23 protein-coding genes and 5 tRNA genes are annotated in these 24,998 nt (G+C 60.9%); 11 read left to right on the top strand and 17 right to left on the bottom strand.

Going from position 1 to position 24,998, the window contains the following annotated elements:
* Positions 1–4: 4 nt before the first annotated feature.
* Positions 5–265 carry a DUF4212 domain-containing protein gene (locus B7L72_RS03850; RefSeq protein ID WP_081136299.1) on the bottom strand — a complete coding sequence of 87 codons (261 nt, stop codon included), beginning with the start codon at positions 263–265 and terminating at the stop codon, positions 5–7.
* Between the two features lie 620 nt (positions 266–885).
* On the opposite strand from B7L72_RS03850, the gene B7L72_RS03845 reads away from it, so the two are divergent.
* From B7L72_RS03845 to ttcA, 3 genes are all read left to right on the top strand, one after another.
* Positions 886–2,721 (top strand): DUF294 nucleotidyltransferase-like domain-containing protein, encoded by a 1,836-nt coding sequence (locus B7L72_RS03845; RefSeq protein WP_081192644.1) that lies wholly within the window; start codon positions 886–888, stop codon positions 2,719–2,721.
* Between the two features lie 26 nt (positions 2,722–2,747).
* Positions 2,748–3,353, top strand: a complete 606-nt coding sequence (locus B7L72_RS03840; RefSeq protein WP_446718539.1) for a DNA polymerase III subunit epsilon — start codon at positions 2,748–2,750, stop codon at positions 3,351–3,353.
* A gap of 115 nt (positions 3,354–3,468) precedes the next feature.
* On the top strand, positions 3,469–4,380 hold the full coding sequence (ttcA, locus tag B7L72_RS03835) for a tRNA 2-thiocytidine(32) synthetase TtcA (RefSeq protein ID WP_081192640.1): 912 nt from the start codon (positions 3,469–3,471) through the stop codon (positions 4,378–4,380).
* On the opposite strand, the gene fnr is transcribed toward ttcA, so the two are convergent.
* From fnr to ccoN, 11 genes are all read right to left on the bottom strand, one after another.
* Positions 4,367–5,119 carry a fumarate/nitrate reduction transcriptional regulator Fnr gene (fnr, locus tag B7L72_RS03830; protein WP_016916179.1) on the bottom strand — a complete coding sequence of 251 codons (753 nt, stop codon included), beginning with the start codon at positions 5,117–5,119 and terminating at the stop codon, positions 4,367–4,369. The two genes, ttcA and fnr, sit on opposite strands and share 14 nt — an antisense overlap.
* A 60-nt stretch (positions 5,120–5,179) precedes the next feature.
* On the bottom strand, positions 5,180–6,604 hold the full coding sequence (gene hemN, locus B7L72_RS03825) for an oxygen-independent coproporphyrinogen III oxidase (protein WP_081192638.1): 1,425 nt from the start codon (positions 6,602–6,604) through the stop codon (positions 5,180–5,182).
* 110 nt (positions 6,605–6,714) lie between these two features.
* A complete protein-coding gene (locus tag B7L72_RS03820; protein WP_081136290.1) occupies positions 6,715–7,413 on the bottom strand; it encodes a sulfite exporter TauE/SafE family protein in 699 nt (232 codons plus the stop codon).
* Positions 7,410–7,628: a cbb3-type cytochrome oxidase assembly protein CcoS gene (ccoS, locus tag B7L72_RS03815; protein ID WP_016916182.1), complete on the bottom strand. Its 219-nt coding sequence runs from the start codon at positions 7,626–7,628 to the stop codon at positions 7,410–7,412. Before ccoS ends, B7L72_RS03820 begins: the two co-directional genes overlap by 4 nt.
* Positions 7,625–10,078, bottom strand: coding sequence for a heavy metal translocating P-type ATPase (locus B7L72_RS03810; protein WP_081192636.1), 2,454 nt, complete (start codon positions 10,076–10,078; stop codon positions 7,625–7,627). The genes ccoS and B7L72_RS03810 overlap by 4 nt, the downstream gene beginning before the upstream one ends.
* Positions 10,075–10,596, bottom strand: a complete 522-nt coding sequence (locus tag B7L72_RS03805; protein ID WP_081136287.1) for a FixH family protein — start codon at positions 10,594–10,596, stop codon at positions 10,075–10,077. Before B7L72_RS03805 ends, B7L72_RS03810 begins: the two co-directional genes overlap by 4 nt.
* A 6-nt stretch (positions 10,597–10,602) precedes the next feature.
* Entirely contained in the window at positions 10,603–12,039 is a 1,437-nt protein-coding gene (gene ccoG, locus B7L72_RS03800; protein WP_081192634.1) for a cytochrome c oxidase accessory protein CcoG, read from the bottom strand.
* Positions 12,040–12,262: 223 nt separating this feature from the next.
* Positions 12,263–13,192 (bottom strand): cytochrome-c oxidase, cbb3-type subunit III, encoded by a 930-nt coding sequence (gene ccoP, locus B7L72_RS03795; RefSeq protein WP_081136284.1) that lies wholly within the window; start codon positions 13,190–13,192, stop codon positions 12,263–12,265.
* Positions 13,189–13,413, bottom strand: coding sequence for a CcoQ/FixQ family Cbb3-type cytochrome c oxidase assembly chaperone (locus B7L72_RS03790; protein ID WP_039181513.1), 225 nt, complete (start codon positions 13,411–13,413; stop codon positions 13,189–13,191). The genes ccoP and B7L72_RS03790 overlap by 4 nt, the downstream gene beginning before the upstream one ends.
* A 3-nt stretch (positions 13,414–13,416) precedes the next feature.
* The gene (gene ccoO, locus B7L72_RS03785) at positions 13,417–14,025 is read right to left on the bottom strand and encodes a cytochrome-c oxidase, cbb3-type subunit II (RefSeq protein ID WP_016916188.1); all 609 of its coding nucleotides are present in this window, start codon (positions 14,023–14,025) and stop codon (positions 13,417–13,419) included.
* A 19-nt stretch (positions 14,026–14,044) separates the two neighbouring features.
* A complete protein-coding gene (gene ccoN, locus B7L72_RS03780; RefSeq protein ID WP_081136282.1) occupies positions 14,045–15,469 on the bottom strand; it encodes a cytochrome-c oxidase, cbb3-type subunit I in 1,425 nt (474 codons plus the stop codon).
* 318 nt (positions 15,470–15,787) lie between these two features.
* Between ccoN and B7L72_RS03775 the strand changes: the two genes are divergently transcribed.
* The 6 genes from B7L72_RS03775 (at position 15,788) to B7L72_RS03750 (ending at position 17,054) form a co-directional block, all read left to right on the top strand.
* Positions 15,788–16,402 (top strand): alpha/beta fold hydrolase, encoded by a 615-nt coding sequence (locus B7L72_RS03775; RefSeq protein WP_332868028.1) that lies wholly within the window; start codon positions 15,788–15,790, stop codon positions 16,400–16,402.
* 70 nt (positions 16,403–16,472) lie between these two features.
* A tRNA-Val gene (locus B7L72_RS03770) sits at positions 16,473–16,548 on the top strand.
* Between the two features lie 45 nt (positions 16,549–16,593).
* A tRNA-Asp gene (locus tag B7L72_RS03765) sits at positions 16,594–16,670 on the top strand.
* A 36-nt stretch (positions 16,671–16,706) separates the two neighbouring features.
* A tRNA-Asp gene (locus tag B7L72_RS03760) sits at positions 16,707–16,783 on the top strand.
* A gap of 47 nt (positions 16,784–16,830) precedes the next feature.
* Positions 16,831–16,906, top strand: a tRNA-Val gene (locus B7L72_RS03755).
* A gap of 71 nt (positions 16,907–16,977) precedes the next feature.
* Positions 16,978–17,054, top strand: a tRNA-Asp gene (locus B7L72_RS03750).
* 167 nt (positions 17,055–17,221) lie between these two features.
* Here the strand turns inward: B7L72_RS03750 and B7L72_RS03745 are convergent.
* From B7L72_RS03745 to glcD, 4 genes are all read right to left on the bottom strand, one after another.
* The gene (locus B7L72_RS03745; RefSeq protein WP_081136279.1) at positions 17,222–17,623 is read right to left on the bottom strand and encodes a heme-binding protein; all 402 of its coding nucleotides are present in this window, start codon (positions 17,621–17,623) and stop codon (positions 17,222–17,224) included.
* Between the two features lie 81 nt (positions 17,624–17,704).
* Entirely contained in the window at positions 17,705–18,937 is a 1,233-nt protein-coding gene (gene glcF, locus B7L72_RS03740; protein ID WP_081136278.1) for a glycolate oxidase subunit GlcF, read from the bottom strand.
* 14 nt (positions 18,938–18,951) lie between these two features.
* On the bottom strand, positions 18,952–20,049 hold the full coding sequence (gene glcE / locus B7L72_RS03735; RefSeq protein WP_081192632.1) for a glycolate oxidase subunit GlcE: 1,098 nt from the start codon (positions 20,047–20,049) through the stop codon (positions 18,952–18,954).
* Between the two features lie 17 nt (positions 20,050–20,066).
* Entirely contained in the window at positions 20,067–21,566 is a 1,500-nt protein-coding gene (gene glcD, locus B7L72_RS03730) for a glycolate oxidase subunit GlcD (RefSeq protein ID WP_081192630.1), read from the bottom strand.
* Between the two features lie 212 nt (positions 21,567–21,778).
* On the opposite strand from glcD, the gene glcC reads away from it, so the two are divergent.
* Together glcC and B7L72_RS03720 are read left to right on the top strand one after the other, a co-directional pair.
* Positions 21,779–22,558 (top strand): transcriptional regulator GlcC, encoded by a 780-nt coding sequence (gene glcC / locus B7L72_RS03725; protein ID WP_081136273.1) that lies wholly within the window; start codon positions 21,779–21,781, stop codon positions 22,556–22,558.
* 45 nt (positions 22,559–22,603) lie between these two features.
* Positions 22,604–23,128, top strand: a complete 525-nt coding sequence (locus B7L72_RS03720) for a gamma carbonic anhydrase family protein (protein ID WP_016916196.1) — start codon at positions 22,604–22,606, stop codon at positions 23,126–23,128.
* 75 nt (positions 23,129–23,203) lie between these two features.
* Here B7L72_RS03720 and B7L72_RS03715 read toward each other — a convergent pair whose 3' ends face one another.
* Positions 23,204–24,895, bottom strand: a complete 1,692-nt coding sequence (locus B7L72_RS03715) for an L-lactate permease (RefSeq protein WP_081192628.1) — start codon at positions 24,893–24,895, stop codon at positions 23,204–23,206.
* Positions 24,896–24,998: the final 103 nt, after the last annotated feature.

Below are 24,998 nucleotides of genomic sequence, written 5' to 3'. Positions count from 1 at the left end.
TTGCTTACTCCCCCAGGCCAAATTTCTTGTCGAGCTGATTCATTCTCCAGGCATAGAAGAAAATCAGGCCGATAAAGGTAAGAATGGAGCCTTGCTGAGCGAACCAGAAGCCCAGGTCCGTACCGCCAACGGAAATGCTGGTCAGCAGTGGGCGGAAGAGGATGGCGCATCCGTAAGAGACGAAGGCCCAAACGATCATGCACCCAAAGATCAGGCGTACGTTGGCCTTCCAGTACTCAGCAGCATTGGTCTTGTCGTCTGCCATTGTGTTGCTCTCCAGTTGTGATTTTTAGGGGTGGAAAGTGAACTCAAGATAGCGTGTGATCCATCAGGGCAACGTAGACAAGAGATCCTGTCGGTGGTGGATTCCTTGAATGGCGTTACCAGGCACGTCACCTTATTATTGTTAAGCCGTCAGCGTTGAGGTGTTCTCGAGTGATTGTCAGCGGCTCTGGATACATGGCTAGGGTGGTGTGCTTTAACCCTGTATGACTCGCTAATAATACTGGGCAATAAATACAAAAAAATAAATCCCAGACTTTGGTATCACGCCTTGGCAAGGGCTTTTTTTGGCCCTGTGTTGTTTTTATATCTTACTGTTTTTTAGAGAATAATCGAGGTTTTTTGCAAGCTGGGGCATGACGATAGGACAATGGTCTATGGCTCTGGCTAAACCAATGTTTGCTACCCTGGTAAAAGTGACCAAAGAGCTTTAAAGAAGAAATGGAAAAGCGCGACTTTAGTCGCTAAACCAAGGTCGTTAAGACGTTAGCTTTATAGCGTAAAGTAGCAGGTTGCAAAGCAGGTCAAAGAGAGTGACAGGTTAATAATAATCACAAAAGCCATTGCGTGGCGCGATACAAGGCGCTTGATCGAGGTTGCTACATGGTAGAAGTAGAGCTGTCTCAACTGCCCTTCACCCTGCTGGACGAGGAGGGTCGGGATCACGTGCGCCGGGGCATGGACCTGGCCTATTTCGAACGTGATGAGGTCATTCTGGAAATGGGCCAGCCTGGCGCCTCGGTGTTCTTGATCCACAAGGGCGAGGTGGCCGAGCTGGACCCCTCACTGCCGGCTGCCAGTGCGCGTATCGGCCACTATACGGCGGGTGACCTGTTTGGTGCGATCAGCATCCTGAATGGCAAGAGCCGCTACCGCTTTCAGGCCGAAGACGAGTGTCTGTGTTACGTCATGCCCAAGGTGCTGTTCAGCCAGCTGTGCCGACACTACCCGGCGTTCGAGCAGTTTTTCAAGCAGTCGCTGTCTCACAAGGCGCGCCTGTTGACCGAGAAGCGTGCCGATGGGGGAGTCACCATGGCGGGGTTCATGCTGGCCCGAGTGAGCGAGTGCATGCGTTTGCCGCTGATGATGGATGCCCAGTCCTCTATTCAACAGGCCGTCCAGCAGTTGAAAGACAGCCATGCCGATAGCCTGCTGGTGGCCACCGAAGGCGGGCCGGGCATGGTCACCAAGACGGACTTGCTCAATGGCCTGGTGCTCGAAAACGCCTCGTTGGAGACCCCGGTGGCGTCACTGGCCAATCGGTCACTGGTCACCGTTGCTCCTGGGCAGTACCTGTTTGACGCCTTGATCACCATGACCCGCCATCAGGTATCGCGGGTGGTGGTGATGGAAGAGGCTCAGGTGCAAGGGGTGGTGGAGCTGACGGATGTATTGGGGTTCTTCTCCAGCCGTAGCTATGTGGTCAGCTTGCAAGTGGAGCAAGCCGATAGCCTGCCTGCCCTGGCATCGGCTAGTCAGCGCACGCCCGAGCTGGTCAAGGCGCTCATGGCCCAGGGCGTCAAGCTGCGTTTTGCCATGGACCTGCTGGCCGCGTTGAATGGCCGCATCATGAGCAAGGCGTGGACCTTGACCGTGCCCGAGCAGTACCACCCGCAAAGCTGCCTGATGGTCATGGGCAGTGAGGGGCGTGGCGAGCAGATTCTCAAAACCGATCAGGACAACGGGTTGATCCTGGCTGACGATTGCCAGTGGCCGGACGTGGCCGAGTGCATGAACGCCCTGTCAGAGACGCTGGTGCAGCTGGGCTACCCGCCATGCCCTGGCAACATCATGGTGTGTAACCCTGAGTGGGTGGGAACGGTGTCGACGTGGGAGTCGAACATCGCCAGGTGGGTGTCGGCCCGGGATGGCGACAGTCTGATGAAGCTGGCCATTTTGCTGGATGCCCACGGCGTCGCGGGCAACCCTGCGCTGCTGGACCGTGTGCGTGAGGCGCTGTTTGCGCGCTGTTCCCATGATGAGCTGCTGCTCTCCTATTTCGCCCGCGCAGCGCTGCGTTTCTCGACGCCGTTGACGCTGTTTGGTTCGCTGAAAAAGCCCCAGCACGGCATCGATATCAAGAAAGGCGGCATTTTTCCGATTGTTCATGGGGTGCGCACCATGGCGCTGGAGCGGCGCATCAAGGCGACCTCTACGCTGGATCGGCTCGATGCGCTGGCCGCCGATGGCCGTCTGGACCGCCGCTTTGCCGACGACCTGGGTGAGGCGCTGGCGCTGTTTACCGAGCTGCGTCTGAAGCAGCAGTTGCAGGAGCTGAAAAGCGCGGGCGCCCGCGATGCCGATACCGGCAAACGCACCAACCGAGTCGTGGTCCAGGAGCTTTCATCGCTGGAGCGTGACCTGCTACGCGAAGCGCTGCACATCGTCAAGGACTTCAAGCAGCGGCTGTCCCATCGTTATCATCTGGAGTATTCGTGAGTGGAATGCGGCTATTGGATAGGCACGTGGGTCTCTTGAGCGGCTCACTGAGAACCCTGGTGCAGCGTGAAAGCGATCGACGGCGGTTCGCGGACACGCCGCATGGCTGGCTGTTCCAGCCTTATATGGGCGAAGAAGCAGTGGCGTTGGCGTGTCGTGAAAGCCAGGCTCGCCCGGGCGAGCTGCGCGTGGCCGCTGTCGTATTGACGCCGCGCCGGGTGTTGACCAGCCATGCCTGGAGCGACACGCTGGCCATGGTCGACGAGCCCTTGTCTCATCGTCAGGAGCAGGGCGCTGTGCCGGTTGCCTTGGCAGCCCGAGTCGAAGCGTTGGCGGAGTTCATCGGCAATCGGCCAGTGGTGGGGTGGCAGCTGGATACCTTGCTGGCGCCGCTTGGTCGGATGTTCAAAGCCACGCTGGGGTTTGGGCTACCCAATGCCCAAGTCGATCTGGCCAGGCTGCACGCTCGTCAGCTACGCCGCTTGCATCCCCAGGCAGAGGTCGGCCCGAGCATCAACGAAGCGCTGTCATGCTGGTCTTTGCCGCTGGCCTGGCCCTCGGTGCACAGCGAGGCCACGGCGGCGGCGCTGCTCTATCAGCGCCTGCAGAGTGAGCGCCTTTTCACGGTGTGAGCCGACGCGCTGCCGCTCGGTGTGGCCAGAGGCCGACGATGGGTTTGTATTGGGTCGCGCCTGCGAGTCTTGTAGAATAGCCGCTGCTCCTTCACCCATCGGCAGTACAACGACCATGTTATCACCTGACTTTTTCGACCCCTCCTCGGCGACGCGTGCCACCAATGCGGCGCCTGAACAGCAGCCTGAACTTCAGGATGCCAAACAGAAGCGCGAATTCAACAAGTTGCAGAAGCGTCTTCGTCGTGAAGTGGGCAACGCCATCATCGATTACAACATGATCGATGAGGGTGATCGGGTCATGGTATGCCTGTCGGGTGGCAAGGACAGCTACACCATGCTGGAAATCCTGCGCAATCTGCAGCGCAATGCGCCGGTCAACTTTTCCCTGGTGGCAGTCAATCTCGACCAGAAACAGCCGGGCTTTCCCGAGCACGTGTTGCCCCGTTACCTTGATAAGCTGGGTGTGGAGTACCACATTCTGGAGCGGGATACCTATTCGGTGGTGAAGGAGAAAACCCCGGAAGGCAAGACCACCTGCGCGCTCTGCTCGCGGCTGCGTCGCGGGTCACTTTACGGGTTTGCCGAGGAGATCGGCGCCAACAAGATTGCCCTGGGTCACCACCGGGAAGACATCCTCGAGACGCTGTTTCTCAACATGTTCTTTGGCGGGACCTTGAAGGCCATGCCGCCCAAGCTGCTGTCCGACGACGGCAAGAACATCGTGATCCGCCCCCTGGCCTACTGCAAGGAAGCGGACATTGCCGAATTCTCACGGCTGATGGAGTTTCCGATCATTCCCTGCAACCTGTGCGGGTCGCAGCCCAACATGCAGCGTCAGATCGTCAAGGACATGCTGGCCGAATGGGACAAGAAGCACCCGGGTCGCTTGGAAAGCATGTTCAAGGCCGTCACCAATGTGGCGCCTTCCCAATTGGCCGACCGGGCGCTGTTCGACTTCGTCGGGCTGGAAGCCAAACAGGCGGCGCTGATGGAAGGGCGTATTCAGGCGTTCAACGTGAGCTGATCGCCTGCTCCTCTTCTTCGGCCAGGGTGATGAGCCGCTGCAGGTCGAGAATATTGACCTCTCGGCCCGAGACGGCCACCACGTTCTGCTGCTGAAAGCGGCTCAGGATACGGCTGACGGTCTCGACGGCCAAGCCCAGGTAGTTCCCCATATCGGCGCGGGACATGGAGAGCCGGAAGCTGTAGGGCGAGTAGCCGCGCCGCCGGAAGCGGTCGGAGAGGGTAATCAGGAAGCTGGCCAGCCGCTGGTCGGCGGTCTTGCGCGATAGCAGGCGCATCATGCGCCGATCGTCACGCAGCTCCTTGCTCATGCTGCGGTAAAGCTGGCCGCGCAGCTCCGGCAGCTCTTCCGATAGGGTGTCCAGGCGGTCGAAAGGAATCTCGCACACCGTGGTGGTTTCCAGGGCGATCACGCTGCCGGGATACTGCTCTTCATCGATACCATCCAACCCCACCAGCTCGCTGGGCAGATAGAAGTTGGTCAACTGATCGTTGCCGTTGCCTTCGCTGGTCACCTGTTTCAGGCTGCCGGAACGTACCGCATAGACGCTGGTGAACGCATCGCCCTGGCGAAACAGCGGTTCGCCCTTCTTGAGCGGTGCGCGGCGGCGGATGATGGCGTCGAACTGGCTCATATCCTCCAGCTCCAGAGCGAGCGGTAGGCACAGCGAGCTGAGGCTGCAGGTCTGGCAGCGCGCCTCTTGCAGCAGTGAACGTCGTTGGCTGGCAGGATATGGCATGTTGTTCTCCCTTTTCATTAGCCATCATAGGGTCAGGGGGTGGATATCTCAAGGTGCCGTTTATACGATCTTCGAGTAGCGTTGCGATGACTGGCTTGGCAGGCGCGCATCGAACGCCATGGCCAGGTGGCGAATCAGCAGCCGCCCGGTCGGTGTTGCCCGCAGGCGGTTCCCTTCGCGCTGCAGCAGGCCATCCCGCTCGGCGGGCTGCAGGCGCTCCAGCGCGCTGGCGAAGTAGGCGGGCGCGTCGATGTGCCAACGTTGGCCAACGCTGGCCAGGTCAATTTCCATATCGCACATCAGGCGCTCGATGACGTCTCTCCGCATTAGGTCGTCCTTATTTAAACGTACTCCTTTGACGGTTGCCAGCCGACCTTCATCCAATGCCGCTTCATACGCGGCCAGCTGGGTGGGGTTCTGGGCATACAGATCATCGATACGGGAAATGGCCGAAACGCCCAAGCCAATCAGGTCGCACTGGGCGTGGCTGGAGTAGCCCTGGAAGTTACGCTGCAGAGTGCCTTGGCGCTGGGCCTGGGCGAGGCTGTCGTCCGGGCGGGCAAAGTGGTCCATGCCGATATGCACATAGCCTGCCTGAGTGAGCATCTCGATGGTGGTGCGCAGGATCGCCAGCTTCTCGTCGGCGCTGGGCAGGTCTGTCTCGCTGATGCGCCGCTGGGGGGCAAAGCGGCTGGGCATGTGGGCGTAATTGAACACCGACAAGCGGGCCGGGTTGAGGTCGATGACCTGGCCAAGCGTGTCGGCAAAGCTCTGCTCGGTCTGAAACGGTAGCCCGTAAATCAGATCCAGATTGAGGGAGCGAAAGCCCAGCCGATGTGCTTCGTCCATCAGGGTTTCGGTCATGACCTTGGGCTGCACGCGGTTGATGGCCGCCTGTACCCTAGGGTTCAGGTCCTGGACGCCCAGACTGAGGCGATTGAAACCCAGCGACTGCAGGTGGCGCAGGGTAAAGACATCTGCTTCACGGGGGTCGATCTCGATGGCGTAATCGCGGTCAGGAGCGTTGGAGAGCCCAAACCTCGCGTCCAACCTGTCTACCAGGTCGCTCATTTGCGCCAGGGTCAGGAACGTTGGGGTGCCACCGCCCCAGTGCAGTTGCTGCACGGGCCGCCGAGTATCCAGATGGCGCGAGGTCAACACCATTTCACGATCGAGGCGCGATAGGTAGGGTTCGGCCAGCTGGGTATTCTTGGTGGCGATCTTGTTGCAGGCGCAGTAGAAGCAGATCTTGCGGCAAAAGGGCACGTGCACGTACAGGGAGAGCGGTCGCTGGCTGGCATTGCTGCGCGCCAGGGCTTCAGTGACGTCGTCGGCACCGATGTCTGCGTCAAAGGAGAGTGCCGTAGGGTAGGACGTATAGCGTGGGCCGCTGGTGTCGTAACGGCGCAGCAGGGCCTCGTCCCAGGCAGGGGTCTCGGCCGCTGCGAGGTGAGGAGGTACGGTGGCAGCAGAGGCAAGGGGCATGAAGAGACGCTCCGTGGTAACAGGGCAAAGTAGCCAGGTGGTGGGCCACCGGCCGACATATGCCTGCATGCTAAGGCATCGAAGCGGGCAAAGCGTTGAGCTATATCAAGCTATGGGTGGAGGGCCGTCGGCAGCAGCGACCACAGTTGCCACAGGGCAAAGCCGATGATGGTCAAGGCGGCCACGGTACGCGTGGCGGGGTGGCGAATGAGCTGGCCCATCTGGCGAGCCGCCAGGCCGGTGGCCAGCAGGGCTGGCAGGGTGCCCAGTCCGAAGGCACCCATCAGCAACGCGCCCTGCTGCGGGTCGGCCGTGGCCAGACTCCAGGCCAGCATGGAGTACACCAGCCCACAGGGTAGCCAGCCCCAGATTGCACCCAGGGCAAAAGCCTGGGGCAGGTGCACGACAGGCATCAACCGTCGGCCCAGGGGTTCGAGATAGCGCCACAGGTAGCGTCCGGCGGCCTCGACCCGGAGCAGACCTTTCCACCAGTTGGCGATGTACAGCGCCATCAGAATCAGCATGACCGCCGCCACCACCTGCAGGCTCACTCCGGCGGCCGGGGAGAGCGAGACCAGTGTGCCCAGCGCAGCCACTAGCGCTCCGGCCACCATGTAGCTGAGAATACGCCCCAGGTTGTAGCTCATCAGCAGCCCGCCCAGGCGAGCAGGGTGGCGCATGCTGGGCGGCACGGCGAAGGTGAGGGCGCTCATGATGCCACCGCACATGCCGATGCAGTGCGCCCCGCCCATGAGGCCAAATACCCAGGCCGCCAGCAGCGGCGGCAGGTCCAGCCCGGTCGGGTTCATGGCGGGGGCTCTTGGTCGCGAGGCGGCCTGGCCCTGTTTTTTCGCTCGGCGCGCTGTTCAGGCGTCAGGTCGTTTTCGTCGTCATCGAACAGGATGCGGTGGGCAGGGCCTTCCAGGTCTTCGAACTGGTCGTGCTTCACCGCCCAGAAGAAGGCCCAGACCGCGAGGCCGAGCAGGATCAGCGATAGCGGAATCAACAGGTACAGAATGCTCATGCAGTCACCGGTTTGGTGGGGGCGATGCTGGGGGTTGGAGCACTGCGCCAACGCGATAGACGCAAGGCGTTGCCCACCACCACCAGCGAGCTCAGCGACATGCCGATGGCGGCCAGCCAGGGCGGAATGAGCCCCATGGCGGCCAGCGGCAAGGCCGAGAAGTTGTAGCACACCGACCAGATCATGTTTTGCCGCATGATGCGGCGGGTGGCCTGGGCAATATCCACGGCATCGTGGATACGCATCAGGCGTGGGCTCATCAGTACCGCATCGGCGCGGGTACGCGCCAGGTCGGTGGCACTGTTCATGGCAATCGCGACATCGGCCCCCGCCAGCACGGGCACATCGTTGATGCCATCGCCAATCATTACCACCCGTTCGCCCTGGGCCTGCAGCTCGCGCAGCCGGTTCAGCTTGTCCTCGGGGGACTGGCCCGCGTGCCAGGTCTCGATATTGAGCTGATCGGCCAGGCTTTCCACGGCTTCCCGGGTATCCCCGGAGAGCAGCTCCACCGCCAGACCGCGTGCTTGCAGGGCCGCCACGGTTTGCGCGGCGTCTTCCCGAATGCCGTCATGCAGCTTGAACCAGGCGCGCGGCTGGTGATCTTCGCTCAGCAGCAGCCACTGCCCGCTGCCCGGCACCGCGATGCTTTGCTGGCTGGCGAAGTCGGGCTTGCCCAACCGCCAGACGGCTCCATCGAGGGTGCCCTCCAGGCCGCTACCGGTATGGCTCTTGACATGGCGTGCCTGAAGCGTGGCATCGCGGAAGGGGCGGAAGGCGCGGGCGATAGGATGCTCGGAGTGGGCCTCCAGCGCGGCGGCAATGGCGCGTAGATGCTCGCTATCGTGATGCCCCAGCGGTTGGGTCTGGGTGAGCTGCATTTCACCGCGGGTCAGCGTGCCGGTCTTGTCGAAGATGACGCGGGTAACGTTGGACAGCGACTCGATGGCATCGGCGCGGGTAATCAGCACGCCCCGCTGGCGCAGCTGGCCGTGGCCGGCGGTCAGCGCCGTGGGCGTGGCCAGAGCCAGTGCACAGGGGCAGGTGACCACCAGTACCGATATCATGATCCAGAGCACTCTCGACGGGTCGATGATCCACCAGGTGATGGTGACACAGGCCGTCACCAGCAGTAGCCGAAGGACGAACAGGTGGGCCATGCGGGCGGCCATTTGCGCCAGGCGGGGGCGGCTGGCAAAGGCGCGATCGGTCAGGTCGACGATGCCTGCTACCCGAGCCGTATTGCCAGGGTGGGTGACGCGCATGGTCAGCGGGTTTTCCATGTTCTGGCTGCCGCCCACCACGCTATCGCCGATGCGCCGGGTCACCGGCAAGTACTCGCCGGTCAGCATGGATTCGTCGAGGCTGGATTCGCCCTCTTCGATCACGCCATCGGCAGGGACGCCGTGGCCTGGCTTGATCAATACGCGGTCGCCAATCGCCAGTTCGCTGGCAGGCAGAATACGCTCACTGCCATCCGCCTCCAGACGAATGGCCGAGACCGGCAGTACGCCGCTCAGCGCATTGCCGCTGTGGCCGCTACGGCGCCGCGCGCGGCCCTCCACGTAGCGGCCAAACAGCAGAAAGAAGGTGAACATGGCCACGGAGTCGAAATACACCTCGCCGACATCGAACAGTACCGCGTAGCTGCTGGCCAGGTAAGCGCCGCCAATGGCCAGCGAGACCGGCACGTCCATGCCCAGCACGCCGCTTTTCAGGTCGCGCAGGGCATTGCGGAAAAAGGGCTGTGCCGAAAACAGCACCACTGGCGTTGCCAGCGCAAACGAAAGCCAGTGGAACAGGGCATAGAAGTCGGCGCTCAGCTCCCCCGGGTCCGACACATAGATCGGTATCGAGAACATCATCACCTGCATCATGCCCACGGCGGCTACGATCAGACGGCGTACGTTCATGCGCTCTTCGTGCTGCAGGCGCGCCTGGGCCTGGTCGGGCTCGTAGGGTTGGGCGCTGTAGCCAATGCTGGCCAGCTCGGCAAACAGCTGGGAGAGCTTGATACGTGTCGGGTCCCAGCACACGCGCAGGCGGTGGTGAGACAGGTTGACCGCGCTGGAGCTGACGCCCTCCAGGGCGTTCAGACGGTGTTCGATGAGCCAGGCGCAGGCGGCGCAGGTAATCCCCTCTACGGCCAGGGTTGCCCGCAGGTGGCCTTCATCCCCTTCCGGGTGGGTGAACTGGGCCTGCAGCGCGGGGTCGTCGAACACCGACCAGGTGTCTGATTTGCTGGCCTGACGCTCGTCGGGGCGCTCCGGTAGCTCGGTGCGGTAGCGGTAGTAGCTCTCCAGGCCGCCTTCCACAATGGCGTGGGCGACCGCTTCGCAGCCGGGGCAGCAAAGCGGCTGGGGCGCTTCGTCAATGATGATCTTCCATGGTGCCCCATCAGGCACCGCGCTGCCGCAGTGGTAACAGCTGGCTAGAGATGCATTACTCATTCGCTCTGCGTGCGGCCTCCGGGTAGAAGGGCGACACTCTCTTCATTGGGGAAGCGCGCCTCACCGATCAGCCGCCAGTCGGCTTCGGTTTGCTGGGGCTGCAGCTGAATGTACCAGCGGTAGCGCAGGTTGTCGGGGCCCTGGGTGATGTAGCGGCCTTCGCGCACGTGCTGCAGCACGAACTCCTGATCACGGTCATCCTGGGTCGGGAAGATCAGCGTCAGGTAGAGGGTCTCCGGGCGGTCGTCGCCGGTCAGGTCCAGCACGATATCGCTGGTGAGCGGATCGATGCGCAGCTCGGCGGAAAGCCCCAGCTCGTTGGCACGCTCCTGCTTGGCCAAAATCATGTTGATGGCCTTGCCGTGTTCGTAGTAATCCTCCTGGACCACCATGCCGTCGGCAGTCTTGACCGACAGTACGGCAAAGGTAGTGCTGACCACGATGGACGAGGAGAGCAGTGCCAGCAGGAACCATGGCCAGAACTGCTTGTACCAGGGCTGAATCGGGGTGTCGGACATGGGGGCTTATCTCCTAACGTCGCCCAGGAAACGTGTCTCACGCTCCGAGCGAATGGTGTTGTCTTGCTGAGACTGCAAGATAAAGGTAATCGATTGGCTGGGCTCTCGCAGCTCAGCGGGGTCGGCCAGGACGGTCACGATCTGGGTGCGTGTCTCACCGGCAGGCACTTCGATCGATGTGCGGTCCAGGGAGAGCGTCTCGAGCCCGGTCACGCTCAGCTGATAGGTGTGGGCCCTATTGTCCAGATTGCGAATCGTCAGGTTGTAGACGTTGCTGACCTGACCTTCTCGCGTGATCTGGTAAAGCTGGGTGCGCTCCCGCTCGGCCTCGAAGCCCAGCGGCATGCGGTCGTTCACCGCCCAGGCAAACGTGGCGATCATGACCAGCAGCGCGGCCAGATAGCCCAGCAGGCGGGGGCGCAACACATGACTCTTCTTGCCTTCCAGCGCATTTTCCGTGGTATAGCGAACCAGCCCGCGCGGGTAGCCCATGCGATCCATGACGCTGTCGCAGGCATCGATACAGGCGGCGCAGGTGATGCATTCGTACTGAAGGCCGTCGCGAATATCGATCCCCGTGGGGCACACCTGCACGCACAGCTCGCAGTCGATACAGTCACCGTATCCTGCCGCCTGAGCCTGGGAATGGGTGAGGGTTTTCTTGCGGCTGCCGCGCGGTTCTCCCCGGGTGGCGTCGTAAGAAACGATCAGCGTATCACGGTCGAACATGACCGACTGAAAGCGGGCGTAGGGGCACATGTAGATACACACCTGCTCACGCAACCAGCCCGCATTCAGGTAAGTGAACACCAGGAAGAAGCCGACCCAGAAGTAGGACCAGCCGTGGGCCTCCAGTGTGGGCAGTTCGACCACCAGTGAACGAATGGGCGTGAAATAGCCCACGAAGGTCACGCCGGTGGCCAGAGCGATCAGCAGCCAGGCGCTGTGCTTGGCGGTCTTGCGCCACGCCTTGCTGGCGTCCATGGCCTGTTGGTCCAGCTTGATGCGCTGATGGCGGCTGCCTTCGATACGGTGTTCCAGCCAGATGTACAGGAAGGTCCAGACGCTCTGTGGGCAGGTATAGCCGCACCAGACACGACCGGCAAACACCGTGATGAAAAACAGCCCAAAGGCACAGATGATCAATAGCCACGAGAGCAGCACGAACTCTTGCGGGTAGAAAGTCGCCGCAAAGATATGAAACTCACGCCCGGGCAGGTCGAACCATATGGCCGGTCGCTCTCCCCAGTTCAACCAGGGAAGTAGAAAAAAGGCCATCATCAGCGCCCAGTTGGCGCTGCGCCGAACCTTTTGAAACAGACCTTTGATTTCACGCACGTAGATATGCCGCCGCTTGGCGTACAGCTCTTGGGTCTCGTTCTGGCCAGGCGTGTGGTGCCCAACGGTTGGCGGCGTAATATCGTGGCTAGGTATTTTTTCCATGGCGGTGATCGCAGCTCAGTGAGGCAGACGTGGGCGGCAGCCGAGTGGTGGTTGCGGGCGTTGTAGCGTTATGCCGTGTCGCTAAATCTGTTTCGATAAATCTGTGTCGATAAACAATAGTGTAACGGATCGCCGAACGGCTGAGCGGTTGCTGGATGTAGAAAGGGTGCGGTATGAGACCGCACCCTTCGTGCACGCTGGCGTCAAACGCCTGATAACGGGATCAGTCGCGGAAGCGCAGGCTGTACACGTACGCGGCCACCAGGTGGACGCGCTCTTCACCAATGTACGCCGCTTGAGCAGGCATGTGGCCGTTACGACCATTGCGCAGCGTTTGGCGAATGGAGTCGGCAACGCTCTGACCCGGTGCCTGATACAGCCAGATATCGTTGGTCAGGTTGGGCGCGCCGAGTGCCGTGTTGCCGGTGCCGCTAGGTGCGTGACAGGCAGCACAGGCGGCCAGATACGTGCTTTCACCGCTGGCGGCGCGCTCTTCGTCGTGCTCCAGGTTGGAGAGCGACAGCACGTACTGGGTCAGGTTCTCGATGTTGTTTTCACCAAGCTGCTGCCAGGAGGGCATCAGGCCGTTACGACCATTGTTCAGGGTCGCGAGAATGTTCTCGGGCTCGCCGCCATACAGCCAGTCGTCGTTGGTCAGGTTCGGGAAGCCGTAGCCGCCCTGGGCGTTGGAGCCGTGACACACCGCGCAGTTGTTCAGGTAAATGCGCTCGGCTACCTGCATGGCCTCGGCATCCTGTGCCAGCTCGGGGATCGGCACTTCCTGGTACTGAGCAAAGATCGGTGTGAAGCGCTCGTTGGCCTGCGCCACTTCCTCTTCCCACTGACCTTCCTGGGTCCAGCCCAGCACGCCCGCATAGTTGCCCAGGCCTGGATAGAGCACCAGATAGCCCAGCGCAAAGACCACGGTCAGGATGAAGAGCTTGAACCACCACTGGGGCAGGGGATTGTCGTACTCTTCGATGCCGTCAGCCGCGTGGCCAGTGGTCTCTACATTGCCATCAGCATCCGGGGTCTTGTCGGTGCGGCGGTTGGTCATGAGGATCCAAACGCTCAGCGCAATCGTGCCCAGAGTGATGACGATGATCCAGGCGCTCCAGAAGCTGGATAGGGAGTCACCCCATAAGTTATTCATCTATTCTTATCTCCCCTGTCGTGGCGGGAATCCGCTTCGCCCTCTGGCGAAGCATGCTTGTCACGGGTCGGTTGCTTATCGTTTTCATCGTCGGCAAAGGGCAGGTTGGCCGCTTCATCGAAGTCGGGTTTACGCCGCTTGGAGTAGGCCCAGAAGAAGATGCCTACGAAAGCGACAATGAGAATGAACGTGATAAGTCCGCGGAAAGTTCCCGTATCCATAACTTAACGAGTGCCCTCGAGCACGGTTCCTAGCTGTTGTAGATAGGCCACCAGTGCAGTGATTTCCTGCTGGCCGCGTACTTCGGCGGTAGCGTTGGCGATATCTTCATCGGTGTAGGGAACGCCCAGCTGACGCAGCACGCGCATCTTGCGCGGCGTTGCTTCGCCATCCAGGGTGCGCTCGAACAGCCAGGGGTAAGCCGGCATGATGGACTCGGGCACGACATCGCGTGGGTTGTACATATGGGCGCGGTGCCAGTCATCGCTGTAGCGGCCGCCTACGCGCGCCAGGTCTGGCCCCGTACGCTTGGACCCCCACAAGAAGTTGTGCTCGTACACCTGCTCACCGGCCACGTTGTAGTGACCGTAGCGCTCGGTTTCGGCGCGGAACGGGCGAATCATCTGTGAGTGGCAGCCCACGCAGCCTTCGCGGCGGTAGATGTCTCGACCTTCCAGCTCCAGAGCGCTAAGCGGGCGCAGCCCTTCCACGGGCTCCGTCGTATCCTTTTGAAAGAACAGTGGCACGACTTCGGCCAGGCCGCCAAAGCTGATCGCAACCAGGATCAAGACGGCGAGTAGGCCAACGTTCTTTTCGACAATCTCATGTTTCATTGGTCTGAACTTCCCCGGTTTAAGCGGCTTGTGGTGCCGAGTAGCTGATGGCTTCACGACGCTTGACGGTCATGTACACGTTGAATGCCATGATCAGCATGCCGACGATCCAGAACAGGCCGCCTATCAGGCGAACGAAGTAGCCTGGCCCGCTGGCCTCGACAGACTCAACGAAGGTGTACATCAGCGTGCCGTCGGCGTTGATGGCGCGCCACATCAAGCCCTGCATGATGCCGTTGACCCACATGGCGGCGATGTACAGTACGGTACCGATGGTGGCCAGCCAGAAGTGCACGGCGATCAGGCTGGTGGAGTACATTTCGGTGCGACCGAAGACCCGCGGGATCAGGTGGTACATGGAGCCAATGGTGATCATCGCTACCCAGCCCAGCGCCCCGGAGTGCACGTGGCCGATGGTCCAGTCGGTGTAGTGAGACAGCGCGTTGACGGTCTTGATGGCCATCATCGGGCCTTCGAAGGTCGACATGCCGTAGAACGACAGGGCCACGACCAGAAAGCGCAGGGTCGGGTCGGTGCGCAGCTTATGCCAGGCGCCCGATAGGGTCATCATGCCGTTGATCATGCCGCCCCAGGAGGGAGCCAGCAGGATGATCGACATGATCATGCCCAGCGACTGCGCCCAGTTGGGCAGGGCCGTATAGTGAAGGTGGTGTGGCCCTGCCCACATGTAGATCATGATCAGCGACCAGAAGTGAACGATGGACAGACGGTAGGAGTAGATTGGACGCTCGGCCTGTTTCGGCACGAAGTAGTACATCATGCCCAAAAAGCCTGCCGTCAGGAAGAAGCCCACCGCGTTGTGGCCGTACCACCACTGCACCATGGCGTCCACGGCGCCCGCATAGATCGAGGTGGAGTACATCATGGTGACGGGAATGGCGGCGTTATTGACGATGTGCAGCACGGCAACGGTCAGGATGAACGCAGCAAAGAACCAGTTGGCCACATAAATATGTGACGTGGAGCGCTTCTTGACCGTCATCAGGAACACGATGGCATAGCTGATCCAGACAACGGCAATCAGAATATTGATCGGCCATTCCAGCTCAGCGTACTCTTTCGTGGTGGTGTAACCCAGTGGCAGAGTCACCACGGCGGAAAGAATCACCGCCTGCCAACCCCAGAAGGTGAACGCGGCGAGCTTGTCAGAGAACAGTCGCGTCTGACAGGTACGCTGAACGACGTAATAGGACGTCGCGAACAGCGCCGAGCCACCGAAGGCAAAGATGACGGCGTTAGTGTGTAACGGACGAAGACGCCCGAAGCTAGTCCAAGGTAAGCCGAGGTTCAGTTGCGGCCAAACCAGCTGTGCGGCGAGGATGACGCCAATCGTCATGCCTACGATGCCCCACACAACGGTCATGATCGCGAACTGCCGAACTACCTTGTAATTGTAGGTCGGGTGTTCCAGTGCTGTGCTCATTTCATGTTCCCATCGAACGCGGTTAGGGGGTAACCCGTAGCAGTGTGCATGCGCATTTTGCCCGGGTGCGGCCACCCGCTTGATGATGCAGGTCAAGATCCGGTCTAGATTCTAGCGCAGCCGAGGCATAAGCTGAACACGCCAATGGATGTAACGCTGAATTAACAGGAGTTGCCGTTGTCTCACTACGCTGGTTTGGGGTTCGAATGCCTGACCCCAGAGGCATTATCGGAAAAGGTTGCCAGCCCCGCTGTTCAGCGCTTTAACGTGGAAGGTTATGGGCCAGTGAGCGTTTCTGGCCTGCCGAGGCAGGGCCGTGTGCTGCTGATGCACGGCGCTGGCGCCGGGCACTTATCCGACTTCATGCGTCAATTTGCCGCGACGCTGGCGCAGAATGAGGTGCAGGTATGGGCCATCGATCTGCCCTACATGCAGCAAATGAACGAGCAGGGCAAGCGCCGCCCGCCACCGCCCGTGCTGAAAAGCGTGGCCTGTGTCACTCGTTGGTATTCTCTAATCGCGCCGCTGAATCCGCTTCCTTTGTGGGTGGGCGGCAAGTCCATGGGCGGACGCCTGGCGTCGTTGTTTGCCAGTGAGCAGCCGTGCCCGGGCGTGATTGCCGTGGGGTACCCGTTTCATCCGCCGAAAAAAACGGACATGCTGCGTACAGAGCACTTTGCGTCGTTGAGCTGTCCAATGCTGGTCATTCAGGGGGAGCGAGATCCTTTTGGCACCCGTACGGAGGTGGAAAGCTACTCTCTGCCCGCTAGTGTACGGGTCGAATGGCTGGCCGAGGGGGACCATGATTTCACACCACGCAAATTATCCGGCCTCGAACAAAAGGTTTTGATTGACGAGGCGGCCCGGATTGCGGCATCCTTCGTCCGCGCTCAGGGAGTGGAAGTCGGTGATACGTGCAGCACACTGGTTTAAATGCAAAATTTAAACGTCTTGTGTTGACATTTGAACAGGCTTCTGTAGAATGCAGCGCCACGTGACCAGCGGGTGGTTAGCTCAGTTGGGAGAGCACCAGCCTTACAAGCTGGGGGTCACTGGTTCGAACCCAGTACCACCCACCATTGACATGGTGCCCTGGAAACGTAAGCAGCAAGTGATGCATTTGTGGACCGGTAGTTCAGTCGGTTAGAATGCCGGCCTGTCACGCCGGAGGTCGCGAGTTCGAGTCTCGTCCGGTCCGCCATCATCGCTCAATGCTGCAAACCTGTTATCGTAATTCGGACCGGTAGTTCAGTCGGTTAGAATGCCGGCCTGTCACGCCGGAGGTCGCGAGTTCGAGTCTCGTCCGGTCCGCCACGATAACTTGAAGTAGTCGATTGATCAGCCAACGGCTATCAATGATCGGGTGGTTAGCTCAGTTGGGAGAGCACCAGCCTTACAAGCTGGGGGTCACTGGTTCGAACCCAGTACCACCCACCATTCAAGCAGCGTGCATAGCGACTGAACCGCTTTGACAACGCCCTTGCACTGGCCTTGAAGTGCCTTAACGTGGACCGGTAGTTCAGTCGGTTAGAATGCCGGCCTGTCACGCCGGAGGTCGCGAGTTCGAGTCTCGTCCGGTCCGCCATTAAGCACTTATCGGTTATTCATGTGCATGCAAGCACGTCGATAAAACCGAACACATTCCAAAAGCCCGGATCCTTGATCCGGGCTTTTTTGTCGTTTCTATTTCCAGATGCCTATGTTCAGGCGCGCATGACGCCGTTTGTCACGGCGTCATGCGGTGCTCAGTGGTCAGGCGATAGCGCTGACACCGGCTTTGGCGATCTGGACGTCCTGGTCCGGCTTGACGCCAGAAATGCCGACGGCACCCACGACCTGGCCATCCACGATGATCGGTACGCCGCCGGACAGCAGCCCCTGCAGCGGTGCCGAGACAAACGCCGTACGACCCCCGTTGATCATCTCCTCGAAGACTTGCGTCTCCTTACGGCCCAATGCCGCGCTGCGCGCTTTTTGGGTCGCTACTTCGGCGCTGAACGGGGCAGCGCCATCCAGACGGCGCAGGGCCAGCAGGTGGCCGCCATCGTCGGTGACGGCAATGGTCACTGGCCAGCTGTTGTTGTCGGCTTCTTGCTGTGCGGCGTCCAGTACTTGAATAACGTCGGCTTGGCCCAGAACGGCTTTGGTTTGCATCAAAGTATCCTTCTTATCATGGGGGGTGAGGCGCGGCGCCTGACGGGCAAGGCGTGATGCCAGGGGCCGCGAGTATCGAGGTTATACCAGGGCAGCGTCGACGACTTCTACCCAGTGGCGGACTGGCGTGCGATTGGCACTGGCCAGATGCGTCTGACAGCCGATATTGGCGGTCACGATCACTTCGGGGTTGCCTGCTTCCAGAGCATTGAGTTTGTTGTCGCGCAGCTGGGTGGCGAGCTCCGGCTGCGTCACCGAGTAGGTGCCTGCCGAACCGCAGCACAGGTGGGCATCCTTGACTGGAGCCAGCGTAAAGCCGAGTTTGCCCAGCACGCTTTCCACCGCGCCGTTGAGCTTCTGGGCATGCTGCAACGTACAGGGGCAGTGGAATGCCAGACGCTGATGCTCCTTGAGCTGCAGGGCCTCCAAAGGCTCGTCGCGCAGAATCTCGACGATATCCCTGGCCAGTGCGCTGACGCGCTGGGCCTTTGCCGCGTAGGCAGGGTCGTCCTTGAGCATGTCGGCATACTCTTTGACGAAGGCGCCGCAGCCGCTGGCGGTTTGCACGATGGCTTCGGCCCCTTGCTCGATGTGAGGCCACCAAGCGTCGATATTGGCGCGCATGCGCTGGCGACCGGCTTCCTGTGCATTGAGGTGGAAATCGATGGCACCGCAGCAGCCCGCTTCGCTGATCGGTGTGACGCTGATGCCCAGGCGGTCGAGCAAGCGAGCCGTCGCCGCATTGGTGTTGGGCGAGAGACCAGGCTGCACACAGCCTTCCAGGATCAATACCTTGCGCGTATGGCGCTGGCTGTCGGGGCGTTGACCTGCATCCACCGGAGCGGGCGGCATTTTGCTGCGCAGCTTGCCAGGCACCAGCGGTTTGAAGGTTTGCCCCAGACTCAGCAGCGCCTTGAAGCGCTTGGGGTCCACCAGCATTTTACGCAGGGCGTAGCGTTGGGCGCGTTCGGCGGCTGAGCGGGGCACGCGGCGCTCGATCTCGGCGCGCCCTATATCCAGCAGCTTGTGATACTCGACGCCCGAGGGGCAGGTGGTTTCACAGTTGCGGCAGGTCAGGCAGCGGTCGAGGTGCAGGCGAGTCTCTTCGGTGACCTGGTCATCGTCATCGCGGCTCTCCAGCAGCTCTTTCATCAGGTAGATACGCCCGCGTGGCCCATCTCGCTCATCGCCCAGCAGCTGGTAAGTGGGGCAGGTGGCGTTACAAAAGCCGCAGTGTACGCAGGTGCGCAGAATGCGCTCGGCTTCCTGAATATGCGGTTTCTGGCGGTCGGCATCGGTAAAGTGCGTCTGCATGTCAGCTCTCCTGATTAAAATGCCGCATAAAGACGACCAGGATTGAAAATGCCGTGGGCATCCAGTTCGGCCTTCAGGTTGCGATGATACTTTTCCACGACTGAATTCAGTGGCGTGAACGGTGACTCCGCACCGCCCTGACGATGCGGGGTGTAGCAGGTGGCGTGGCCGCCTGCCTGCTGGCAGGCATCACGCAGGGTTTGCGCGGGCAGTGGGGTTTTCACCCAGCGCTGGCTGCCGCCCCAGTCGTAGAAGATATCGCTTTCATCGACGGCCAGTGCCAACGGCGGTGTATGGGGGGGTAGCGACAGGCGCCACAGAGCTTGGCCCTCGGCCAGGTTGAAAAAGGCGTGCTGCAGGTCGCGTAGCTGCTGCCAGAAGTCTGCCGAGAGGGCGTCGCCGCCCAGCCGTTCCCTGGTCGCCTTGACCGAGCTTTCGCCGCCTTCCAGGCGGATGAACAGCTCGCCCGCGTGCCAGGCTGCAGCGGTGATCGGCAGCGGCTGGCGGCCCAGCTCGGAGAGCTTCGCCAGGGCGTCTTCCAGACCCATGGAGAGGCGCAGGCTATGGCTGGCGGTGGGAATCGGCAGCACCTTGAAAGAGATATCGGCCAGTACGCCCAGCGTGCCCTGAGCGCCGGTCATCATGCGGGAGAGATCGTAGCCCGCCACGTTCTTCATGACTTCGCCGCCAAAGCGCAGCAGTTTGCCTTCCTGAGTGATCACCCGCGTGCCCAGCACGAAATCCCTGGCAGCCCCGGCCCAGGGGCGACGGGGGCCGGACATGCCAGTGGCGACCGCACCGCCAATGGTGCTGGCTTCGCCAAAGATCGGTGGCTCGAAAGGCAGCATCTGATGCTTCTCGGCAAGTGCTGCGTTCAGCGCGTCAAGCCGAGTGCCGGCCCGCACGGTCACCACCAGCTCCACGGGGTCGTAGGAGACGATGCCGCGATGGGCCGCGACATTGAGCTCCGCGCCTTCTACCGGGCGGCCATAGAAAGCCCGGGTGTTTCCCGCCACGATGCGTAGCGGGGTGCGCTCGGCGTAGGCGCTGCGCACCTGTTCGCACAGTTCAGCGGCGATATCCTGGTCAGCGTGTATCGCTAGTTCGGTCATGGTCGGTCCTTATGGCATCAGAAGCGTGGCAGCTCCGGATGCGGTAACTCGTTGTTATGTACATGCATGGCGCCAAATTCAGCGCAGCGCGCCAGGGTCGGAATGTTCTTCCCCGGGTTGAGTAGCCGTTGCGGGTCGAAGGCCGCTTTCAGAGCATGAAAGACCGTCAGTTCGTCGGGCTGAAACTGGCTGCACATCTGATTGATCTTCTCGCGCCCCACGCCGTGCTCGCCGGTAATCGAGCCTCCTGCGGCAACGCACAGCTCCAGGATCTTGCCGCCAACGTCTTCCGCCAGGGCCAGCTCACCCTCTTTGTTGGCATCGAACAGAATCAGCGGGTGCATATTGCCATCGCCCGCGTGAAACACGTTGGCCACGGCCAGGCCACTCTCCTCGGAAAGCGCGGCAATGCCCTTGAGTACCCGGGGCAGCTCGCGGCGGGGGATGGTGCCATCCATGCAGTAGTAGTCCGGTGACATGCGGCCTACCGCCGGGAAGGCGTTCTTGCGCCCGGCCCAGAATTTGGCGCGCTCGGCTGCGTCCCGGGCCTGTTGAATATGGGTGGCTCCGGCCGCTTCCAGTACGCGGCGCACGGTCTCACAGTCGTCGTCCACGTCTGCTTCGACGCCGTCCAACTCGCAGAGCAGAATGGCTTCGGCATCCACTGGATAGCCCGCCTTGATGAAGTCTTCTGCGGCTTGAATGGCGAGCTTGTCCATCATTTCCAGGCCACCGGGAATGATCCCTGCGGCAATGATGTCACCCACTGCGCGGCCTGCCTTTTCGATATCGTCGAAGCTGGCCATGAGGACCTTGGCGGTTTCCGGTTTGGGCAACAGCTTGACGGTAATCTCCGTGACCACCCCCAGCATGCCTTCGGAGCCATTCATCAGCGCGAGCAGATCAAAGCCTGGCGCATCCAGCGCTTCGGAGCCCAGCGTCATGTGCTCGCCTTCGATGGTCAGTACGTCCACGCGCAGCACGTTATGCACGGTCAGGCCATACTTGAGACAGTGCACGCCACCGGCATTTTCGGCGACGTTACCGCCAATGGAGCAGGCAATCTGGGAAGACGGGTCGGGCGCGTAATACAGGCCATAGGGCGCCGCCGCCTCGGAAATCGCCAGGTTGCGAACGCCGGGCTGTACCCTGGCCAGACGGGCATCGGGGTCGACGCTGATGATCTGATTGAAGCGCGACATGACCAGCAGCACGCCTTGTTCCAGGGGCAGGGCGCCGCCGGAAAGCCCGGTGCCCGCGCCGCGGGTCACCACCGGCACGCCCAGGGCGTGACAGCGCTTGAGCAGGCCTTCCACTTGGGCCAGCGTTTCCGGCAGGGCGACCAGCATGGGCAGCACCCGATAAGCCGCCAGGCCATCGCATTCGAATGGGCGCAGGTCTTCTTCGCGGTGCAGCAGGGTCAAGGTAGGCACAGCGCTTTGCAGGTCGCTGAGCACCTCGGCTTTATCACGGTGAACGAGCTCGCCATCGAGGCGCTCGTCGAACAGGATATTCATCGCGACATCCTTCATTTTTATCGTTGAACAGAGCAGCAGGTTGCCGCCGCTTGACGCCAATCTGAGCTTTTTTCAGGCGCCTGTCCAGCCTGTGGTGCAGTGGTCTGACCAGTAATTGGTCGATAGTCGCAAGGTTCATGGCATACTCACCCCAGGCAGCTACTTGGTCTTACCGCCAGGAGGCATTGTGGCTCAAGCAGAGAGGAGGACAAGTGGTACTCAACAACGACGACATCGCCGCGGGCAAACGCACGCCCGAGCACGTGGCGGCCAGGCTGGAAGAGCTGATTCTCGAGGGAGTCTTTCGACCGGGGCAACTGCTGCCTTCCGAGCGGCGGCTATGTGAGCGTCTGGGTGTTTCTCGTGCCTCCCTGCGTGAGGGGCTGAGGATCTTGCGCAGCAAGGGCATCATCAACACTCGCCAGGGCCATGGTTCCACCGTGGCATCTCTGTTGCCGAGCCAACACCAGAGCCCGCTGATGCACCTGTTTCGTGACCATCCACGGACGCTGTTCGACCTGCTGGAAGTGCGCGCGCTGCTGGAAGGCGAGTCGGCCTATCTGGCGGCTCGGCGTGGCACGTCCATGGACCGCGTGCTGATCACACGCCGCTATCGTGACATGGCCGAATACGCTGCCCAGACGGATACCCTGGAAGTCGAGCAGTTGGCGCGGCTGGACCACGCGTTTCATCTGGCCATCTCCCAGGCCTCCCACAACCCCGTACTGGTGCATACGCTGCAGGGGTTGACCGATCTGCTGCTCAGCTCGGTCTTTGCATCGGTCAAGCACCTCTACCACCGGCCCGGCCCCAGAGAGATGATCAATCAACAGCACGCACGCCTGCATGACTCGGTAGTCAGCGGCCACGCCGAGCAGGCGCGGCAGATTGCGCTGGAGCACCTCACCAGCATCAGTGAATTGCTGAGAGAGCTGGAGGCGGAGCACGATCGCCTGGAGCGCTCCGCCATGCGCCTGGAACAGTGGCAGTAATCGTGACACTCTTCATGAGCGAATAACCAACAAAAGGAGCGTTACGTGGCCATCTATCAATTTGGCGAGCATCGGCCCGCTATTCATGAAGACGTATACATTGCCGACACGGCGGACGTCATCGGTCAGGTTACCCTGAAGGCACGCGCCAGCGTGTGGTATCAGGCGGTACTGCGCGGCGACAGCGATCATCTGGAAATCGGTGAAGAGAGCAACATTCAGGATGGCGCCGTACTGCACGCGGACCCCGGCTACCCGCTGAAGGTGGGAAAGGGGGTGACCGTCGGGCACCAGGCGATGCTGCATGGCTGTACCGTGGGGGATGGCTGCTTGATCGGCATTCAGGCGGTCGTGCTCAACGGCGCCGTGATTGGCGAGAACAGCCTGGTAGGCGCAGGGGCCTTCATCAAGGAAGGGGCGGTCTTTCCGCCAAACTCGCTGATTGTCGGCTCACCTGCCAAAGTGGTCAGGGAGCTGTCGGCAGAGGCGGTGGAAGCGCTGAAGCTGAATGCACAAAGCTATGTGATACGAGGCCAGCAACACGCTGACTCGCTCAAGCGCATCGATTGAGTCTGACTGAAACTGAAAACGCCCGCCCCCAGGCATGGCCTGAGGGTGGGCGAGGTGGTCTGATCCGAACTGAGGTTACATCAGCGGGTCAGTGATACCCAGCACGTAGAACGCGACCAGCGCGATGATGCCGGCGAATATCAGGTAGTAGATGGTCGGAATGATCGTTTTACGAATCGTGGTGCCTTCGCGACCCAGCAGGCCAACGGTTGCCGAGGCGGCGACCACGTTGTGAATGGCGATCATGTTACCCGCTGCAGCACCCACCGCTTGAAGGGCGACCATGACGGCGGTTGAGAGTCCCAGGGTTTGCGCAATGCTGAACTGGAACTCGGCCAGCATCAGGTTGGAAACCGTATTGGAACCGGCGATGAAAGCGCCCATGGCGCCCACGGCGGGAGCAAAGAAGGGATAGACACCACCCACGCCGTTGGCGACGGCCTGGGCCATCATGACGGGCATGGAGACCAGGTCTGCGCCATTGACGCCCGAGTTGATCAGGATGCGCACCATCGGCACGGTGAAGATGAGTACGAAACCCGCACCAAAAATGGTCTTGGTGGACTCTGAAACCGCAGCGCTCATCTGACGCGGATTCATCTTGTGCAGGAAGTAGGTCACGAACACCACGGCTAGAATGATGCCGCCCGGCAGGTAGAGCGGCTGGAGGCCGCCGCTGACGCCGGTTTCACCGAAAATGTTGGTCCAGTTCAGGTTCACGGAAGTCAGTGCTACACGCAGGGGCTCGACGGTACGGGAGGCCACCAGGAAGATCGCCAGCAGTACATAGGGGATCCAGCCTTTGAGCGTCGAAATCGGCGTCTTGCCTACCACGTCATCCAGCTTGATCTGCAGATTGCCGATCCACTCATCCGGCCAGGAGGTGGCTTCCGGGAAATCCCAGTTGTCTTTCGGCAGCAGGAACCCTTTACGCGCGGCGGGTACGACAATGGCCAGACCGACCATGGCACCGATCATCGAGGGGAACTCTGGCCCCAGGAAGACGCCTACCAGCATGTAAGGCACGACGAACGCGATGCCCGTGAAAATGGCGAACGGAGCAATGGACAGCCCCTCTTTCCAGGAGCGGTTGGCGCCAAAGAAGCGCACCATGATCAGCACTAGAATCAACGGCATGAGGATACCCACGATGCCGTGAGTGATCGCCGTGGTGCTGGTGACCTGTTGGAAGAAGGCTTCCCAGGTGGAGCCGTTGGCTTCCAGCTGCGCCGTGATACCGGCACGGTCCAGGCCGCTGCCTACGCCCACTACAATCGGGGTGCCCACTGCGCCAAACGATACCGGGGTCGACTGAATCATCATGCCTACCACGACGGCTGCCAGCGCCGGGAAGCCCAGGGCGACCATCAGCGGTGCAGCCACGGCGGCAGGAGTACCAAAGCCTGAAGCACCTTCGATAAAGCAGCCAAACAGCCACGCGACGATCAGCGCCTGCACACGACGGTCCGGGCTGATGCCTGAAAAGCCGTTACGAATGGCCGTGATGCCACCGGAGTGCTTGAGGGTGTTCAGCAGCAGGATGGCGCCAAAGATGATCCACAGCAGGCCAGCGGTCTGGATCAACCCTTGAACGGTGGATGCCGCGACACGGCTGAACGACATGTCCCATGCGGTCAGGCCGATAATGGCGGCGGTGAGGAAAACGATCGGCATTGCTATCTTGGCGGGGATTTTAAAGCCTATGAGCAATATCCCTGCCAGCAACAGCGGCAGAAATGCCAGAAGAGCTAATATATTTTCATTCATGGGAGGAACGGCCCCTTGTTATTGATTTGGTATGCTCCGCGAAAGCCAACGCATCATTTTCAATGATAGTTGGGACAGCGTGAAAGATACGGTCAGGCGCCCG

It is taken from the genome of Halomonas sp. BC1, assembly GCF_002078135.1.
GTDB classification, from domain to species: domain Bacteria; phylum Pseudomonadota; class Gammaproteobacteria; order Pseudomonadales; family Halomonadaceae; genus Vreelandella; species Vreelandella stevensii.
The sequence above is the reverse complement of the archived record's forward strand: the minus strand, read 5'-3'. Positions and strand labels throughout refer to the sequence as shown.

What these genes read in the sequence shown, in the direction of transcription:
- ccoN (WP_081136282.1), bottom strand. Translation starts at nt 15,469, where the DNA reads ATGAGCACAGCACTGGAACACCCGACCTACAATTACAAGGTAGTTCGG.
- ccoS (WP_016916182.1), bottom strand. Translation starts at nt 7,628, where the DNA reads ATGAGCATTCTGTACCTGTTGATTCCGCTATCGCTGATCCTGCTCGGC.
- B7L72_RS03715 (WP_081192628.1), bottom strand. Translation starts at nt 24,895, where the DNA reads ATGAATGAAAATATATTAGCTCTTCTGGCATTTCTGCCGCTGTTGCTG.
- ccoP (WP_081136284.1), bottom strand. Translation starts at nt 13,192, where the DNA reads ATGAATAACTTATGGGGTGACTCCCTATCCAGCTTCTGGAGCGCCTGG.
- ttcA (WP_081192640.1), top strand. Translation starts at nt 3,469, where the DNA reads ATGTTATCACCTGACTTTTTCGACCCCTCCTCGGCGACGCGTGCCACC.
- B7L72_RS03845 (WP_081192644.1), top strand. Translation starts at nt 886, where the DNA reads ATGGTAGAAGTAGAGCTGTCTCAACTGCCCTTCACCCTGCTGGACGAG.
- B7L72_RS03805 (WP_081136287.1), bottom strand. Translation starts at nt 10,596, where the DNA reads ATGTCCGACACCCCGATTCAGCCCTGGTACAAGCAGTTCTGGCCATGG.
- B7L72_RS03790 (WP_039181513.1), bottom strand. Translation starts at nt 13,413, where the DNA reads ATGGATACGGGAACTTTCCGCGGACTTATCACGTTCATTCTCATTGTC.
- B7L72_RS03745 (WP_081136279.1), bottom strand. Translation starts at nt 17,623, where the DNA reads ATGCAAACCAAAGCCGTTCTGGGCCAAGCCGACGTTATTCAAGTACTG.
- glcE (WP_081192632.1), bottom strand. Translation starts at nt 20,049, where the DNA reads ATGACCGAACTAGCGATACACGCTGACCAGGATATCGCCGCTGAACTG.
- hemN (WP_081192638.1), bottom strand. Translation starts at nt 6,604, where the DNA reads ATGCCCCTTGCCTCTGCTGCCACCGTACCTCCTCACCTCGCAGCGGCC.
- ccoG (WP_081192634.1), bottom strand. Translation starts at nt 12,039, where the DNA reads ATGGAAAAAATACCTAGCCACGATATTACGCCGCCAACCGTTGGGCAC.
- B7L72_RS03850 (WP_081136299.1), bottom strand. Translation starts at nt 265, where the DNA reads ATGGCAGACGACAAGACCAATGCTGCTGAGTACTGGAAGGCCAACGTA.
- fnr (WP_016916179.1), bottom strand. Translation starts at nt 5,119, where the DNA reads ATGCCATATCCTGCCAGCCAACGACGTTCACTGCTGCAAGAGGCGCGC.
- ccoO (WP_016916188.1), bottom strand. Translation starts at nt 14,025, where the DNA reads ATGAAACATGAGATTGTCGAAAAGAACGTTGGCCTACTCGCCGTCTTG.
- B7L72_RS03820 (WP_081136290.1), bottom strand. Translation starts at nt 7,413, where the DNA reads ATGAACCCGACCGGGCTGGACCTGCCGCCGCTGCTGGCGGCCTGGGTA.
- glcD (WP_081192630.1), bottom strand. Translation starts at nt 21,566, where the DNA reads ATGAATATCCTGTTCGACGAGCGCCTCGATGGCGAGCTCGTTCACCGT.
- glcF (WP_081136278.1), bottom strand. Translation starts at nt 18,937, where the DNA reads ATGCAGACGCACTTTACCGATGCCGACCGCCAGAAACCGCATATTCAG.
- B7L72_RS03810 (WP_081192636.1), bottom strand. Translation starts at nt 10,078, where the DNA reads ATGAGTAATGCATCTCTAGCCAGCTGTTACCACTGCGGCAGCGCGGTG.